Origin of the sequence: Shewanella olleyana (assembly GCF_023283825.1) — a bacterium.
Classification (GTDB): Bacteria; Pseudomonadota; Gammaproteobacteria; order Enterobacterales; family Shewanellaceae; genus Shewanella; species Shewanella olleyana.
The window spans coordinates 1-14,630 of the sequence record NZ_JAKILD010000048.1 but is presented as its reverse complement, the minus strand read 5'-3'; the positions used below and the strand labels follow the sequence as shown (position 1 = coordinate 14,630).

Annotated in this window: 29 protein-coding genes; all 29 read left to right on the top strand. The window is 44.6% G+C overall.

The annotated features are described in order from the left end of the window. Nucleotides 1–385: EF-Tu C-terminal domain-related protein (locus L2735_RS19460; RefSeq protein WP_487250621.1), on the top strand; the 385-nt coding region annotated here is incomplete at its 5' end. 332 nt (nucleotides 386–717) lie between these two features. Beyond that, complete coding sequence (gene rpsJ, locus L2735_RS19455) at nucleotides 718–1,029, top strand: 30S ribosomal protein S10 (RefSeq protein ID WP_055026509.1); 312 nt, start codon at nucleotides 718–720, stop codon at nucleotides 1,027–1,029. A gap of 27 nt (nucleotides 1,030–1,056) precedes the next feature. Then, entirely contained in the window at nucleotides 1,057–1,695 is a 639-nt protein-coding gene (gene rplC / locus L2735_RS19450) for a 50S ribosomal protein L3 (RefSeq protein ID WP_102529389.1), read from the top strand. A 16-nt stretch (nucleotides 1,696–1,711) separates the two neighbouring features. Beyond that, a complete protein-coding gene (gene rplD / locus L2735_RS19445; RefSeq protein WP_055026507.1) occupies nucleotides 1,712–2,317 on the top strand; it encodes a 50S ribosomal protein L4 in 606 nt (201 codons plus the stop codon). Beyond that, complete coding sequence (rplW, locus tag L2735_RS19440; RefSeq protein WP_248986248.1) at nucleotides 2,314–2,616, top strand: 50S ribosomal protein L23; 303 nt, start codon at nucleotides 2,314–2,316, stop codon at nucleotides 2,614–2,616. Before rplD ends, rplW begins: the two co-directional genes overlap by 4 nt. 16 nt (nucleotides 2,617–2,632) lie before the next feature. Beyond that, the gene (gene rplB / locus L2735_RS19435; RefSeq protein WP_248986247.1) at nucleotides 2,633–3,457 is read left to right on the top strand and encodes a 50S ribosomal protein L2; all 825 of its coding nucleotides are present in this window, start codon (nucleotides 2,633–2,635) and stop codon (nucleotides 3,455–3,457) included. Between the two features lie 15 nt (nucleotides 3,458–3,472). Then, the gene (gene rpsS, locus L2735_RS19430) at nucleotides 3,473–3,751 is read left to right on the top strand and encodes a 30S ribosomal protein S19 (RefSeq protein WP_006083596.1); all 279 of its coding nucleotides are present in this window, start codon (nucleotides 3,473–3,475) and stop codon (nucleotides 3,749–3,751) included. A gap of 15 nt (nucleotides 3,752–3,766) precedes the next feature. Continuing rightward, nucleotides 3,767–4,099 carry a 50S ribosomal protein L22 gene (rplV, locus tag L2735_RS19425; RefSeq protein WP_076543228.1) on the top strand — a complete coding sequence of 111 codons (333 nt, stop codon included), beginning with the start codon at nucleotides 3,767–3,769 and terminating at the stop codon, nucleotides 4,097–4,099. A 12-nt stretch (nucleotides 4,100–4,111) separates the two neighbouring features. Continuing rightward, nucleotides 4,112–4,801: a 30S ribosomal protein S3 gene (gene rpsC, locus L2735_RS19420; RefSeq protein ID WP_153916413.1), complete on the top strand. Its 690-nt coding sequence runs from the start codon at nucleotides 4,112–4,114 to the stop codon at nucleotides 4,799–4,801. A gap of 11 nt (nucleotides 4,802–4,812) precedes the next feature. Further along, a complete protein-coding gene (rplP, locus tag L2735_RS19415) occupies nucleotides 4,813–5,223 on the top strand; it encodes a 50S ribosomal protein L16 (RefSeq protein ID WP_055026502.1) in 411 nt (136 codons plus the stop codon). Further along, nucleotides 5,223–5,414, top strand: coding sequence for a 50S ribosomal protein L29 (gene rpmC, locus L2735_RS19410; RefSeq protein ID WP_011635647.1), 192 nt, complete (start codon nucleotides 5,223–5,225; stop codon nucleotides 5,412–5,414). The genes rplP and rpmC overlap by 1 nt, the downstream gene beginning before the upstream one ends. Beyond that, the gene (gene rpsQ / locus L2735_RS19405) at nucleotides 5,414–5,662 is read left to right on the top strand and encodes a 30S ribosomal protein S17 (RefSeq protein WP_220755198.1); all 249 of its coding nucleotides are present in this window, start codon (nucleotides 5,414–5,416) and stop codon (nucleotides 5,660–5,662) included. The genes rpmC and rpsQ overlap by 1 nt, the downstream gene beginning before the upstream one ends. A gap of 218 nt (nucleotides 5,663–5,880) precedes the next feature. Further along, entirely contained in the window at nucleotides 5,881–6,249 is a 369-nt protein-coding gene (gene rplN / locus L2735_RS19400; RefSeq protein ID WP_055026500.1) for a 50S ribosomal protein L14, read from the top strand. Between the two features lie 11 nt (nucleotides 6,250–6,260). Then, on the top strand, nucleotides 6,261–6,575 hold the full coding sequence (gene rplX / locus L2735_RS19395; protein WP_055026499.1) for a 50S ribosomal protein L24: 315 nt from the start codon (nucleotides 6,261–6,263) through the stop codon (nucleotides 6,573–6,575). 12 nt (nucleotides 6,576–6,587) lie between these two features. Further along, nucleotides 6,588–7,127 (top strand): 50S ribosomal protein L5, encoded by a 540-nt coding sequence (gene rplE / locus L2735_RS19390; RefSeq protein ID WP_055026498.1) that lies wholly within the window; start codon nucleotides 6,588–6,590, stop codon nucleotides 7,125–7,127. Between the two features lie 10 nt (nucleotides 7,128–7,137). Next, nucleotides 7,138–7,443 carry a 30S ribosomal protein S14 gene (gene rpsN / locus L2735_RS19385; RefSeq protein WP_153916415.1) on the top strand — a complete coding sequence of 102 codons (306 nt, stop codon included), beginning with the start codon at nucleotides 7,138–7,140 and terminating at the stop codon, nucleotides 7,441–7,443. A gap of 24 nt (nucleotides 7,444–7,467) precedes the next feature. Continuing rightward, nucleotides 7,468–7,860 carry a 30S ribosomal protein S8 gene (gene rpsH / locus L2735_RS19380; RefSeq protein ID WP_102529382.1) on the top strand — a complete coding sequence of 131 codons (393 nt, stop codon included), beginning with the start codon at nucleotides 7,468–7,470 and terminating at the stop codon, nucleotides 7,858–7,860. A 10-nt stretch (nucleotides 7,861–7,870) separates the two neighbouring features. Then, nucleotides 7,871–8,404, top strand: a complete 534-nt coding sequence (gene rplF / locus L2735_RS19375; protein WP_153916416.1) for a 50S ribosomal protein L6 — start codon at nucleotides 7,871–7,873, stop codon at nucleotides 8,402–8,404. Between the two features lie 10 nt (nucleotides 8,405–8,414). After that, a complete protein-coding gene (gene rplR, locus L2735_RS19370) occupies nucleotides 8,415–8,765 on the top strand; it encodes a 50S ribosomal protein L18 (RefSeq protein WP_153916417.1) in 351 nt (116 codons plus the stop codon). A 12-nt stretch (nucleotides 8,766–8,777) separates the two neighbouring features. Beyond that, nucleotides 8,778–9,281 (top strand): 30S ribosomal protein S5, encoded by a 504-nt coding sequence (rpsE, locus tag L2735_RS19365; protein ID WP_102529380.1) that lies wholly within the window; start codon nucleotides 8,778–8,780, stop codon nucleotides 9,279–9,281. 6 nt (nucleotides 9,282–9,287) lie between these two features. Then, on the top strand, nucleotides 9,288–9,470 hold the full coding sequence (gene rpmD, locus L2735_RS19360) for a 50S ribosomal protein L30 (RefSeq protein ID WP_076543219.1): 183 nt from the start codon (nucleotides 9,288–9,290) through the stop codon (nucleotides 9,468–9,470). Between the two features lie 2 nt (nucleotides 9,471–9,472). Next, nucleotides 9,473–9,907: a 50S ribosomal protein L15 gene (gene rplO, locus L2735_RS19355; protein ID WP_102529379.1), complete on the top strand. Its 435-nt coding sequence runs from the start codon at nucleotides 9,473–9,475 to the stop codon at nucleotides 9,905–9,907. 7 nt (nucleotides 9,908–9,914) lie between these two features. After that, the gene (secY, locus tag L2735_RS19350) at nucleotides 9,915–11,255 is read left to right on the top strand and encodes a preprotein translocase subunit SecY (protein WP_055026490.1); all 1,341 of its coding nucleotides are present in this window, start codon (nucleotides 9,915–9,917) and stop codon (nucleotides 11,253–11,255) included. Nucleotides 11,256–11,276: 21 nt separating this feature from the next. Then, nucleotides 11,277–11,390 carry a 50S ribosomal protein L36 gene (gene rpmJ, locus L2735_RS19345; protein WP_006083579.1) on the top strand — a complete coding sequence of 38 codons (114 nt, stop codon included), beginning with the start codon at nucleotides 11,277–11,279 and terminating at the stop codon, nucleotides 11,388–11,390. A gap of 120 nt (nucleotides 11,391–11,510) precedes the next feature. Next, entirely contained in the window at nucleotides 11,511–11,867 is a 357-nt protein-coding gene (gene rpsM, locus L2735_RS19340; protein WP_076543217.1) for a 30S ribosomal protein S13, read from the top strand. A 15-nt stretch (nucleotides 11,868–11,882) separates the two neighbouring features. Further along, nucleotides 11,883–12,275 carry a 30S ribosomal protein S11 gene (gene rpsK, locus L2735_RS19335; protein ID WP_011635661.1) on the top strand — a complete coding sequence of 131 codons (393 nt, stop codon included), beginning with the start codon at nucleotides 11,883–11,885 and terminating at the stop codon, nucleotides 12,273–12,275. A gap of 32 nt (nucleotides 12,276–12,307) precedes the next feature. Continuing rightward, nucleotides 12,308–12,928: a 30S ribosomal protein S4 gene (rpsD, locus tag L2735_RS19330; protein ID WP_102529378.1), complete on the top strand. Its 621-nt coding sequence runs from the start codon at nucleotides 12,308–12,310 to the stop codon at nucleotides 12,926–12,928. A 24-nt stretch (nucleotides 12,929–12,952) separates the two neighbouring features. Further along, nucleotides 12,953–13,942 carry a DNA-directed RNA polymerase subunit alpha gene (locus tag L2735_RS19325; RefSeq protein ID WP_055026487.1) on the top strand — a complete coding sequence of 330 codons (990 nt, stop codon included), beginning with the start codon at nucleotides 12,953–12,955 and terminating at the stop codon, nucleotides 13,940–13,942. Nucleotides 13,943–13,983: 41 nt separating this feature from the next. Then, nucleotides 13,984–14,379 carry a 50S ribosomal protein L17 gene (gene rplQ / locus L2735_RS19320; protein ID WP_102529376.1) on the top strand — a complete coding sequence of 132 codons (396 nt, stop codon included), beginning with the start codon at nucleotides 13,984–13,986 and terminating at the stop codon, nucleotides 14,377–14,379. Nucleotides 14,380–14,630 lie beyond the last annotated feature (251 nt).

Sequence of the window (14,630 nt, the reverse complement as noted above, 5' to 3'; positions counted from 1 at the left end):
CGAAGGTCGTGCTGGCGAAAACTGTGGTGTTCTTTTACGTGGTACTAAGCGTGAAGATGTTGAGCGTGGTCAAGTATTGGCACAGCCAGGTACTATCACTCCTCACACTACTTTCGAATCAGAAGTATACGTGTTGAGCAAAGAAGAAGGCGGACGTCACACTCCATTCTTCAAAGGCTACCGTCCACAGTTCTACTTCCGTACAACTGACGTAACTGGTACTATCGAGCTTCCAGAAGGCGTAGAAATGGTAATGCCTGGTGATAACATCAAAATGGTTGTTACACTAATCTACCCAATCGCGATGGACGACGGTTTACGTTTCGCTATCCGTGAAGGTGGCCGTACTGTTGGTGCTGGTGTTGTAGCTAAAATCGTTGCTTAATAGCGACCTTTAGTAAACACTTTAAAAAGGAAGCTTCGGCTTCCTTTTTTGTTTCTATTGCTTTTTGTTTTTATCCCTGTAAAATCCACCGCCTTGAACAAATGAACTAGATTGAAGAGTTTTTGTTCGAAGGGGTTGATCTCTCATCTGATATCTGTATAATTCCCCTTCGCTGTCCTAGACAGTGTAATATAATGTTTAATCATAAGGATTATTCATTTTCATAATTGACTCCGATTGGGAGTCTACGGTTAAATCATCTCGCTCTGCTTTTCCATTGGGAAGAAGCTAGAGGGTGATTTTTTATGTGTGCATTTTAGGAGCTCTGGTCAATGCAGAACCAAAGAATCCGTATCCGCTTGAAAGGTTTTGATCATCGTTTGATCGATCAATCAACAGCGGAAATCGTTGAAACTGCTAAGCGTACAGGCGCTCAGGTTCGTGGTCCAATTCCACTACCTACGCGTAAAGAACGTTATACCATTTTGACTTCTCCGCACGTCAACAAAGACGCTCGTGACCAATACGAAATTCGTACTCACAAGCGCTTAGTTGACATCGTAGAGCCAACTGAAAAGACTGTAGACGCATTAATGCGTTTAGATCTTGCCGCTGGTGTCGACGTTCAAATTAGCTTAGGTTAATTGAGATCCTTAGAAGAGGTTTGAAAGATGGCTATCGGTCTTATTGGTCGTAAAGTGGGTATGACTCGCATCTTCACAGAAGATGGCGCTTCTATCCCTGTAACAGTGATTGAAATTGCTGGTAACCGCGTTACTCAAGTGAAAACTTTAGAAACTGACGGATACCGTGCTCTTCAAGTAACTACTGGTACCAAAAAAGCCAATCGCATCACCAAACCAGAAGCAGGTCATTTTGCTAAGAGCGGCGTAGAAGCTGGTCGAGGTTTATGGGAATTGCGTTTGGCTGATGGTGAATGTGAAGGCGTTGAAGTTGGTGCTGAACTTAATGTTGATATCTTCGCAGATACAGCAAAAGTTGATGTTACTGGTCAATCTAAAGGTAAGGGCTTCCAAGGCGGTATTAAACGCTGGAATTTCCACGCTCAAGATATGACACATGGTAACTCTTTGGCTCATAGATCTAATGGTTCTATCGGTCAAAACCAGACACCTGGTCGCGTTTTCAAAGGTAAGAAAATGTCTGGCCACATGGGTGCCGAGCAAGTAACTACTCAAAATCTAGACGTTGTACGTGTAGATGCAGAGCGTAACTTGTTATTGGTAAAAGGTGCTGTTCCTGGCGCTACCAATGGTGACTTGATTATCAAGCCAGCCGTTAAAGCATAGGTCTGAGGAGATAGTAATGGAATTGGTATTGAAAGACGCGCAAAGCGCTCTTGAAGTTTCCGAAACTACCTTCGGCCGTGACTTTAACGAGGCATTGGTTCATCAGGTAGTTGTAGCTTACGCTGCAAACGCGCGTCAGGGCACTCGTGCTCAACAGACTCGTGCGGAAGTAACTGGCTCAGGCAAAAAGCCTTGGCGCCAGAAAGGCACAGGCCGAGCTCGTGCCGGTAGTGTTAAAGGCCCGATCTGGCGTGGCGGTGGCGTAACATTCGCTGCTAAAACTCAAGATCACAGCCAAAAAGTTAACAAAAAGATGTACCGTGGTGCTTTAAAAAGCATTCTTTCTGAATTGGTACGTCAAGAGCGTTTAGTCGTTGTTGAATCTTTTGGTGTTGAAGCTCCTAAAACTAAAGAGCTGAAAGCTAAACTAAAAGAAATGAACTTAGAAGACGTTCTAATTGTTACTGCAGATGTTGATGAGAATTTATTCTTAGCAGCACGCAACTTATACAAGGTTGACGTACGTGACGTAGCGGGTCTAGACCCAGTTAGTCTTATCGCGTTCAACACTGTTCTTGTTACTGCTGATGCAGTGAAGCAAATCGAGGAGATGCTAGCATGATCACCGAAGAACGTTTGCTAAAAGTTATTCTTGCTCCACATATCTCTGAAAAGAGTACTGTACTAGCTGAGAAAAACAACACTGTAGTTTTCCGCGTAGCAATCGATGCGACAAAAGCAGAGATTAAAGCTGCTGTAGCTCAGCTATTCGAAGTTGAAGTTGATAGTGTTCGCACTTTGGTAAACAAAGGCAAAACTAAACGCACTGGTGGCCGTATCGGTCGTCGTAGCGATTGGAAAAAAGCCTATGTTACTTTAGCTGCTGGTGCTGACATCGATTTTGTTGGCGGCGCTGAGTAAGCAAAGGAGAATTATCATGGCAGTTATTAAGTGTAAGCCAACCTCTCCAGGTCGTCGCCACGTTGTTAAAGTGGTGAACAGCGACTTGCATAAAGGGAAACCTTTTGCAGGCCTGTTGGCTAAGAAATCTAAAAGTGGTGGCCGTAACAATACTGGTCGTATCACTGTTCGTCACGTAGGTGGTGGACACAAGCAGCATTACCGTATTATTGACTTTAAACGCAATAAAGATGGTATCCCTGCAAAAATCGAACGTCTTGAGTATGATCCGAACCGTACAGCTAACATCGCGTTAGTATTGTACGCAGACGGTGAGCGTCGTTACATTCTTGCTGCTAAAGGCATGAAAGCTGGCGATGCAATCCAATCTGGTTTGGATGCAGACATCAAAACTGGCAACGCAATGCCGCTTCGCAACATCCCAGTGGGTAGTGTTGTGCATGCAGTAGAAATGAAACCTGGTAAAGGTGCTCAAATCGCGCGTTCAGCTGGTGCTTATGTTCAAGTTGTTGCTCGTGATAACCAATATGCAACTTTACGTCTTCGCTCTGGCGAAATGCGCAAAGTACCTGTTGATTGTCGCGCAACATTCGGTGAAGTTGGTAATGCCGAGCACATGCTACGCCAGTTAGGTAAAGCAGGTGCTAAACGCTGGAGAGGCGTACGCCCTACAGTGCGTGGTGTTGCAATGAACCCGGTTGACCATCCACACGGTGGTGGTGAAGGCCGTACTTCTGGTGGACGTCACCCAGTGAGTCCATGGGGTGTGCCAACTAAGGGTTATAAAACTCGTAGTAATAAGCTCACCGACAAGTACATCGTACGTCGTCGTAATAAATAGTAAGAGGATTCGCCCATGCCACGTTCTCTCAAGAAAGGTCCTTTCATTGACCTGCACTTGCTGAAGAAGGTAGAGAAAGCGATGGAAGCGGGAGATAAAAAGCCAATTAAGACTTGGTCTCGTCGCTCAATGATCATCCCAAATATGATTGGGTTGACCATCGCTGTCCATAATGGTCGTCAGCACGTTCCTGTGTTCGTAACTGACGAAATGATCGGTCATAAGCTTGGTGAATTTTCACCAACTCGCACTTATCGCGGCCATGCTGCAGATAAGAAAGCGAAGAAGCGTTAATACGGGAGACATAAGATGGAAGTTTTAGCTAAACATCGTTTTGCCCGTACGTCTGCGCAGAAGGCCCGTCTAGTTGCTGATCAAATTCGAGGTTTGCCTGTTTCTAAGGCTCTTGAAATTTTGACCTTCAGCCCTAAGAAAGCCGCCGTACTGGTTAAGAAAGTACTAGATTCAGCTATCGCAAACGCCGAACACAACGAAGGTGCAGATATCGATGAGCTTAAAGTTGGCCAAGTCTTCGTTGACGAAGCACCAACTATGAAGCGCATCATGCCTCGTGCCAAAGGCCGCGCTGATCGTATCATGAAGCGTACCAGCCACATTACTGTGGTTGTATCAGATCGCTAGGAGAAGAGAGCAATGGGACAGAAAGTACATCCTAATGGTATCCGTCTGGGTATCACAAAGCCTTGGATCTCTACTTGGTACGCCGATAAAGCAGATTATGCAAATAATTTGCACAGCGACTATGAAGTTCGTCAATATCTCACTGAGAAATTGAAGGCTGCATCAGTATCTAAAATCGTTATCGAGCGTCCTGCGAAGAGCATCCGCGTTACTATTCACACTGCCCGTCCAGGTGTTGTGATTGGTAAGAAAGGTGAAGACGTTGAAGTATTACGTGCATATGTATCTAAAATTACAGGCACTACTGCTCAAATCAACATCGCTGAGATCCGCAAGCCTGAGTTAGACGCAAAGCTTGTTGCTGACAGTATTGCACAGCAATTAGAGCGTCGCGTTATGTTCCGTCGCGCTATGAAGCGTGCAGTTCAAAACGCAATGCGCATTGGTGCTCAAGGTATCAAAGTTGAAGTGAGCGGCCGTTTAGGCGGTGCTGAAATCGCACGTTCTGAATGGTATCGTGAAGGTCGTGTACCTCTACATACCTTACGTGCTGATATCGACTATTCTACTTCTGAAAGTCACACTCAATATGGTGTGATTGGTGTTAAAGTTTGGATCTTCAAAGGCGAAGTTCTAGACGGTATCATCCCAGCTTTAGAAGAGCCGAAGCAACAGCCGAAGCGCAAGCCTCGTGGTAAATAGGAGAAACTTTTATGCTGCAACCTAAACGTATGAAGTTTCGCAAGATGTTCAAGGGCCGCAACCGTGGTCTAGCGAACGGTACTGAAGTTAGCTTTGGTACTTTCGGTTTGAAAGCAGTCGGCCGTGGCCGTTTAACTGCACGTCAAATTGAGTCTGCACGTCGTGCCATGACACGTCACATTAAACGTCAAGGACAAATTTGGATTCGAGTTTTCCCTGACAAGCCTATTACCTCTAAGCCTCTTGAAGTGCGTATGGGTAAAGGTAAAGGTAACGTTGAATACTGGGTATGTCAGATTCAACCTGGTAAGGTTCTTTATGAGATGAATGGTGTATCTGAAGAGTTAGCGCGTGAAGCGTTTGCTTTAGCATCTGCCAAGCTTCCTATTAAGACTACCTTCGTAACTAAGACGGTGATGTAATGAAAGCGAGCGAACTAAGAGAAAAGAGCGTTGAAGAACTTAACGCTGAACTACTTGGTCTGCTGCGTGAGCAGTTTAACCTGCGTATGCAACACGCTACTGGTCAGTTGACTCAAACGAATCAATTGAAATTAGTGCGTCGTAACATTGCACGTGTTAAGACCATTATTACTTCTAAGGCAGGTGTGTAATGTCTGATAAAGCCCGTACTATGCAAGGTCGAGTTCTTAGCAACAAAATGGATAAGTCTATTACTGTTGCTATTGCACGCCAAGTGAAACATCCTATTTATGGGAAGTACATTAAGCGTACAACTAAGATCCATGCACATGACGAAACAAATCAGTGTAACGAAGGTGACGTAGTGACTATTAGTCAGTGTCGTCCTCTTTCTAAGACTAAGTCTTGGACACTAGTTGAAGTAGTAACAAAGGCCTAATATTTCATTAGGTTATAGTAAACGGCTCCAAAGTTTGGGGCCGTTTGTTTTTTTCTGCTATGCAATCCAAAATATTGGTGTTATACTTGCGCGCCATTTTTGACTAAATTGTTGTTGATTGGTTTTACACCAAACTAAAACAGATTAGTTCATTAAATGGTCGAAATGATGATCCCAATGTTGGGATTTTGTGTAGTAACGATAGCGGAGCACTTAAAATGATCCAAATGCAATCGACTCTAGACGTCGCGTGTAACAGTGGCGCTCGTAGAGTTCAGTGTATTAAGGTCTTGGGTGGCTCTCATCGTCGTTATGCCGGTATCGGCGACGTCATCAAGGTTTCTGTTAAAGAAGCTATTCCTCGCGCTAAAGCGAAGAAAGGTGATGTATATAACGCGGTGGTAGTCCGTACTAAGAAAGGCGTACGTCGTCCAGATGGTTCTGTCATTCGCTTCGATCGGAATGCAGCAGTTTTGCTTAACGCAAACCTTGCACCGATTGGTACTCGTATTTTTGGACCAGTGACACGTGAATTGCGTACTGAGCAGTTTATGAAAATCGTCTCTCTGGCACCAGAAGTACTGTAAGGAGCTTCAAAATGGCAGCTAAAATCCGTCGTGAAGACGAAGTAATTGTACTAGCAGGTAAAGATAAGGGTAAACGCGCAAAAGTTTCTCAAGTCCTACCTACTGGTAAGTTGATTGTTGAAGGCATCAATCTTGTTAAAAAACACCAAAAGCCAAACCCACAATTGGGCGTAACTGGCGGCGTTATCGAGAAAGAAGCACCGATACAAGCATCAAACGTAGCGATCTTTAACCAAGCCACAGGCAAGGCAGATCGTGTTGGTTTCCGATTCGAAGACGGCAAAAAAGTCCGTTTCTTTAAATCGAATAGTGAACTCATTAAGTAAACGGAGTAAACGATGGCGAAACTGCATGATAAATATCAAGAGACTGTTATCGCGGAACTTTCTAAAAAGTTCGGTTATACCAGTGTCATGCAAGTCCCTCGGATTGAAAAAATCACCCTTAATATGGGTGTAGGCGAAGCAGTTGCAGACAAGAAAGTTATGGAGCATGCGCTCCGTGATATGACTGCAATCGCTGGTCAAAAACCAGTTGTAACTGTTGCACGTAAATCAGTTGCTGGTTTTAAAATCCGTGAAGGCTACCCTATTGGCTGTAAAGTTACCCTACGCGGTGAGCGTATGTGGGAATTTTTAGAGCGTTTAGTTGACATTGCAATCCCACGTATTCGTGACTTCCGTGGCCTAAGCGCAAAAGCGTTTGACGGTCGTGGTAACTACGCAATGGGTGTGCGTGAGCAAATCATCTTCCCAGAAATCGATTACGATAAAATCGATAAGATTCGTGGTATGGATATTGTTATCACTACTACTGCGAAGAATGATGAAGAAGGTCGTGCTTTGTTAGACGCATTTAACTTCCCATTCAAGAAATAAGGGTAGCATAATGGCAAAATCATCTATGAAAGCACGTGAAGCAAAGCGTGCACAGCTCGTAGCTAAATATGCTGAAAAGCGTTTAGCACTTAAGGCTTTAATCAGCGCTCCTGATACTTCTGAAGAAGATCGTTGGGATGCTGTACTTAAGTTACAAGCTCTACCTCGTGATTCTAGCGCTGCGCGTCAACGCAACCGTTGTAATCAAACTGGTCGCCCACATGGTGTTCTACGTAAATTCGGCCTTAGCCGTATTAAACTACGTGAAGCAACTATGCGTGGTGAAGTTCCTGGTCTGCGTAAGGCCAGCTGGTAAGCACTTGTCACGGAGTAAGCTAATATGAGCATGCAAGATCCTATTGCGGATATGTTAACACGTATTCGTAACGGCCAAGCTGCTAACAAAGTATCAGTTAAGATGCCTTCAGCTAAGTTAAAAGTAGCAATAGCGAAATTACTTAAAGACGAAGGTTATATTACTGACTACGCCGTAGCAGAAGAAGCCAAGCCTGAATTAGAAATCACTTTAAAGTATTTCCAAGGCAACCCAGTCGTTGAGACTATCCAGCGCGTTTCTCGCCCAGGTCTTCGTATTTACAAAGGTAAACACGAACTTCCTAAGGTGATGGGCGGACTAGGTGTCGCAATTGTGTCCACTTCTAAAGGCTTGATGACCGATCGTGCTGCCCGCCTAAATGGCATGGGTGGCGAGGTTATCTGCTACGTAGCGTAAGGAGCTAGGTATGTCACGTGTCGCAAAAGCACCAGTGTCTATTCCTACCGGCGTAGAGGTGACCTTAAACGAACAGACTATTACTGTAAAAGGTACTAAAGGTAGTCTGACTCGAGAAATCAACAAAGCGGTAAATGTTGAACTAGAAAACGGCGTACTAACGTTTGGTCCAGTTGAAGGCGTTTCTAACGCTTGGGCTCAAGCAGGTACAGCTCGTGCACTAGTAAACAACATGGTTGTTGGTGTATCTGAAGGATTCGTTAAGAAATTAAAGTTAATTGGTGTTGGTTACCGTGCAAAAATTGCTGGTAAAGACATTGACCTAACTTTAGGTTTCTCACACCCTTTGGTTCACAAACTGCCCGCAGGTGTTACTGCAGAGTGTCCTAGCCAAACTGATATCGTACTTTCGGGTGTTGATAAGCAGTTAGTTGGTCAGGTCGCTGCTGAGATTCGTGGATACCGTCCACCAGAGCCTTATAAAGGCAAAGGTGTTCGCTATGCAGACGAACAAGTACGCCGTAAAGAGGCTAAGAAGAAGTAGGTAACGCGATATGGATAAGAAAACATCTCGCTTACGCCGCGCTACTCGCGCTCGTAAGAAGATCCAAGAGCTGGGCGTGAATCGTCTGGTTGTACATCGTACACCGCGTCACATTTATGCTCAGGTTATTAATCCTGAAGCTCAGGTAGTGGCAGTTGCTTCAACCGTTGAGAAAGCGGTTAAAGAGCTACTAAAGAGTACCGGTAACGTAGACGCGGCTAAAGCAGTAGGTAAAACTGTTGCTGAGCGTGCGATCGAGAAAGGTGTAACTTCGGTTGCATTCGACCGTTCTGGTTTCAAGTATCACGGACGCGTAGCAGCACTAGCTGACGCAGCTCGTGAAGCTGGCCTGAAATTCTAAGGGGTTATAAAAATGGCTAAATTAGAAGCTCAGCAGAAAGACGATTTGCAAGAAAAATTGATTGCAGTTAATCGTGTTTCTAAAGTAGTTAAAGGTGGTCGTATCTTTAGCTTCACCGCACTAACAGTTGTAGGTGATGGTAACGGTAAGATTGGCTATGGCTATGGTAAAGCGCGCGAAGTTCCAGCTGCTATTCAAAAAGCAATGGAAAAAGCCCGCCGTAACATGGTAACCGTAGAGCTGAATGCAGGTACACTGCATCATCCAGTTAAAGGTCGCCATACTGGTTCGCGTGTTTACATGCAACCAGCATCGGAAGGTACCGGTATTATCGCCGGTGGCGCAATGCGTGCCGTATTGGAAGTTGCAGGCGTTCATAACGTTCTGTCTAAAGCATACGGTTCTACTAACCCGATCAACATCGTTCGCGCAACTGTAGATGCGTTGGTGCACATGAAGTCACCATCACAAATTGCAGCTAAGCGTGGCCTGAATGTTGATGAAATTCGAGGTTAATGCACCATGGCTACTAAAACGTTTAAAGTAACACAGACAAAGAGTGCGATTGGTCGTTTGCCAAAGCACCGTGCCTGTTTATTAGGTCTAGGCCTAAGACGTATTGGCCACACTGTTGAAGTAGAAGATACTCCTTCTGTTCGCGGTATGGTTAATAAAGTTTACTACATGGTTAAGGTGGAGGATTAATAATGCGTTTAAATACTCTATCTCCAGCAGCAGGCTCTAAGCGTGCTCCTAAGCGTGTAGGTCGTGGTATTGGTTCTGGTTTAGGTAAAACTGCCGGTCGTGGTCATAAGGGGCAAAAGTCTCGTTCTGGCGGCGGTGTGCGTATCGGTTTTGAGGGTGGTCAAATGCCTCTTAAAATTCGTTTACCTAAGTTCGGTTTCACTTCACGCAAAGCTTTGGTTTCAGCTGAAGTTCGTTTACTAGAACTAGCAAAAGTTAACGGTGATGTTATCGACCTTAACGCTCTGAAAGATGCGAACGTAATTACTCGCAACATACAGTTTGCGAAAATCGTTCTTTCAGGTACCATTGAACGCCCAGTGACCGTAAAAGGTCTGAAGGTAACCAAAGGTGCACGTGCAGCTATTGAAGCTGCCGGCGGTAAGATCGAGGAATAATACGTCGATGGCAAAACCAGGACTTGATTTAAAAAGCGCGAAAGGCGGTTTATCAGAATTGAAAACTCGTCTCCTGTTCGTGATTGGTGCAATTATCGTCTTTAGAGCCGGTTCGTTTGTACCAATTCCTGGTATTGACGCAGCTGTGTTAGCAGAGTTGTTTGCTCAACAAAAAGATACCATCCTAGGCATGTTTAACATGTTCTCGGGTGGTGCTTTAGAGCGTGCTTCTATCTTTGCGCTTGGTATCATGCCGTATATTTCGGCATCGATTATCATGCAATTATTGACTGTGGTTCATCCTGCCCTTGCTGAATTGAAAAAAGAAGGCGAGTCAGGAAGAAAGAAAATCAGTCAATATACAAGATACGGAACGCTTGTGTTGGGTACACTCCAATCAATCGGTATCGCGACAGGTTTACCAAGCCTAGTACCTGGCCTTGTTGCCAATGTAGGTTTTGGTTTTTACTTTGTGGCAGTTGTCAGCTTAGTGACAGGAACAATGTTCCTTATGTGGCTAGGTGAACAGATTACCGAGCGTGGTATTGGTAATGGTATCTCGATATTAATTTTCGCAGGTATTGTTGCTGGTCTACCTTCTGCTATCGGCCAAACGGCTGAACAGGCTCGTCAAGGTGATTTGAATGTACTGGTACTGTTGTTATTAGCGGTAATTGTATTTGCTGTAACTTATTTGGTTGTATTTGTAGAACGTGGTCAACGTCGTATCGTCGTTAACTACGCTAAGCGTCAACAAGGCCGTAAGGTTTTTGCTGCGCAAAGTACACATTTACCACTTAAAGTTAATATGGCAGGTGTAATTCCCCCAATTTTTGCATCCAGCATTATTTTGTTCCCAGGCACACTGGCTCAGTGGTTTGGACAAAATGAGTCTATGTCATGGTTAAGCGATTTCGCTTTAGCTGTGTCCCCTGGACAACCGCTGTATTCATTATTGTATGCGACAGCTATCGTATTCTTCTGTTTCTTCTATACTGCGTTGGTATTTAACCCACGCGAAACAGCAGATAACTTGAAGAAGAGTGGTGCGTTCATTCCTGGGATTCGTCCTGGAGAACAGACTTCGCGTTACATTGATAAAGTAATGACTCGCTTGACATTAGCAGGCGCGATATACATTACCTTTATCTGCTTAATTCCGGAGTTCATGTTAATTGCGTGGAAAGTACAGTTCTATTTCGGCGGTACTTCACTACTAATTATTGTAGTCGTAATCATGGACTTCATGGCTCAGGTTCAGACCCATATGATGTCTCATCAGTATGAGTCTGTTATGAAGAAAGCTAACTTAGTTAACAAAGCGAATTTAGATCGCTTTGGTCGCTAGTTGCTTTAACGGAGTGATGAAATGAAAGTTCGAGCTTCCGTGAAGAAGATCTGCCGTAATTGCAAGATCGTCAAGCGTAGTGGCGTTGTACGTGTGATTTGTGTTGAACCAAAACACAAACAGCGTCAAGGCTAAAAAAAAGATATTTGCTCAGCTCATTTATGGGCTGAGCAAATAATGTTTGCAAATTTGTCGGCTGTCGAGTATCCTTTCGGGCTTTTCGCAGTTGACCTTTAACATTTTAAGGAGTGCATAGTGGCCCGTATCGCTGGCATTAACATTCCTGATCAAAAGCATACAGTCATCGCATTGACTGCTATTTTTGGTATTGGACGTACTCGCGCTAGAGAAATCTGCGCAGCTACTTCAATTGCTGAAGATGCTAAGATCAAGGAATTGAGCGAAGCTCAAATAGATATTCTACGCGAAGAAGTTGCCAAATACTCAGTAGAGGGTGACTTACGTCGTGAGATTTCAATGAACATCAAGCGTCTTATGGATCTTGGTTGTTATCGTGGTCTCCGTCATCGTCGTAGCCTGCCTCTTCGTGGGCAACGTACTAAGACCAATGCGCGTACGCGTAAAGGTCCACGTAAACCAATTAGAAAGTAACGGAAGGTATACCAAATGGCTAAAGTTCCGTCACGTTCTCCGCGTAAGCGCGTACGTAAACAGGTTGCAGATGGCATGGCTCATATCCATGCTTCTTTCAACAACACTATTGTCACCATTACAGATCGTCAAGGTAATGCGTTGTCATGGGCTACCTCAGGTGGTTCAGGTTTCCGTGGTTCACGTAAATCTACACCATTCGCTGCACAGGTTGCTGCTGAGCGTGCAGGTATTGCTGCTCAAGACTACGGCGTTAAAAACCTTGAAGTTTTCGTAAAGGGTCCAGGTCCAGGTCGTGAATCAGCCATCCGTGCGCTGAATGCTGTTGGTTATAAAATTACCAACATTACCGATGTGACACCTATCCCTCATAATGGCTGTCGCCCACCTAAAAAGCGTCGTGTATAACACTGCGTTTATAGGATAGTTGGAGAAAGATCATGGCAAGATACTTGGGTCCTAAGCTCAAGCTCAGCCGCAGAGAAGGTACAGACCTTTTCCTAAAAAGCGGTGTGAGAGCAATCGATTCGAAGTGTAAGCTTGAAGCTGCACCTGGTCAGCATGGCGCACGTAAGCCACGTTTATCAGAGTACGGTTTACAGCTACGCGAGAAACAAAAAGTTCGTCGTATGTACGGTGTGCTAGAAAAGCAATTCCGTAACTACTACAAAGAAGCCGCACGTCTAAAAGGCAACACAGGTGAAAACTTGTTAGGTCTTTTAGAAACTCGTTTAGATAACGTTGTTTATCGTATGGGTTTTGGTGCGACTCGTGCAGAATCACGTCAATTAGTAAGCCACAAATCAATCGTGGTTAACGGTCGTGTTGTTAACATTCCGTCATTCAAAGTGTCTGCGAATGATGTTGTAAGCATCCGTGAAAAGTCACGCACTCAAGCACGTATTAAAGCGTCTTTAGAAGTTGCTGGCCAACGCGAAAAGCCTACATGGGTAGAAGTCGACAATGCTAAGATGGAAGGTGCTTTCAAGCGTCTGCCAGAACGTAGCGATTTGTCTGCGGATATTAACGAACAGCTGATCGTCGAGCTTTACTCTAAGTAAAGCTAACAAACAAGAGAGGACACAATGCAGGGTTCTGTTACAGAATTTCTAAAACCGCGTCTCGTTGACATAGAGCAGGTTAACCCAACTCGTGCCAAGGTTACGCTAGAGCCACTTGAACGTGGTTTTGGTCACACATTAGGCAACGCGTTGCGTAGAATCTTATTGTCGTCTATGCCTGGCTGTGCAGTTACAGAAGTCGAAATCGACGGTGTATTGCATGAATACAGCAGTAAGGAAGGCGTTCAAGAAGATATCCTAGAGATATTGCTTAACCTTAAAGGTTTAGCAGTAAACATCGAGGGTAAAGATGAAGCTTTACTTACTTTAAGTAAGTCAGGCACAGGCCCTGTTACTGCAGCAGATATCACTCATGATGGTGATGTAACCATTATGAATCCTGATCATGTTATCTGTCATTTGACGGGTAATAATGATATCAGCATGCGTATCCGCGTTGAGCGTGGTCGTGGTTATGTGCCAGCTTCGGCTCGTGCACAAACTGAAGACGATGATCGCCCAATCGGTCGTTTGTTGGTTGATGCTTCATTCTCACCAGTAGCTCGCATTGCTTACAATGTTGAAGCCGCTCGTGTAGAACAACGTACTGATTTGGATAAACTCGTTATTGATATGACCACAAATGGTACTATCGATCCTGAGGAAGCCATTCGTCGTTCTGCAACCATTTTAGCTGAACAGCTAGATGCGTTCGTTGAATTACGTGATGTTACCGAAACAGCAGTTGTAGAAGAGAAACCGGAATTTGATCCGATTCTGTTGCGTCCTGTCGACGATTTAGAGCTAACTGTACGTTCAGCCAACTGTTTGAAGGCTGAAGCGATTCATTACATCGGAGATCTCGTACAGCGCACTGAAGTTGAGTTGCTCAAGACTCCTAATTTAGGTAAGAAGTCTCTTACTGAAATTAAGGATGTATTAGCGTCTCGCGGACTGTCTTTAGGTATGCGTCTTGAAAACTGGCCTCCAGCTAGTTTAGCAGACGACCTATAAGTCCCAGGTTAGTACAGATTAAAGATTATAAGGATTAGGTCATGCGCCATCGTAAGAGTGGTCGTCAACTAAACCGCAACAGCAGTCATCGCCAAGCTATGTTTCGTAACATGGCTTGCTCAATAGTTCGTCATGAGATCATCAAGACAACTGTAGCAAAAGCGAAAGAACTGCGCCGCGTAGTTGAGCCTCTGATAACACTAGCTAAAGTAGACAGCGTTGCAAATCGCCGTTTAGCTTTCGCTCGTACCCGCGACGCTGAAGTTGTAGGTAAGTTATTCACAGAATTGGGTCCACGCTTCCAGGAACGTCCTGGTGGTTACACTCGTATTCTAAAGTGCGGTCTACGTACCGGTGATAAAGCTCCAATGGCTTTCATCGAATTAGTAGGTCGTCCTGAAGCTGCTGAAGCTGTTGAAGTTGAAGCTGCTGAGTAATTTTTAATTACTCACTTAAAAAACCGAGCTTAGGCTCGGTTTTTTTATGCCTTTTATTTTTGTCATACCATTCTGGTTCTTACATTAATTTAAATAAACCCTTGTTGTTTATTCTCATCATGCTCTAGTAACCTGGCTCACTGGCTCACTGGCTCACTGGCTCACTGGCTCACTGGCTCACTGGCTCACTGGCTCACTGGCTCACTGGCTCACTGGCTCACTGGCTCACTGGCTCACTGGCTCACTGGCTC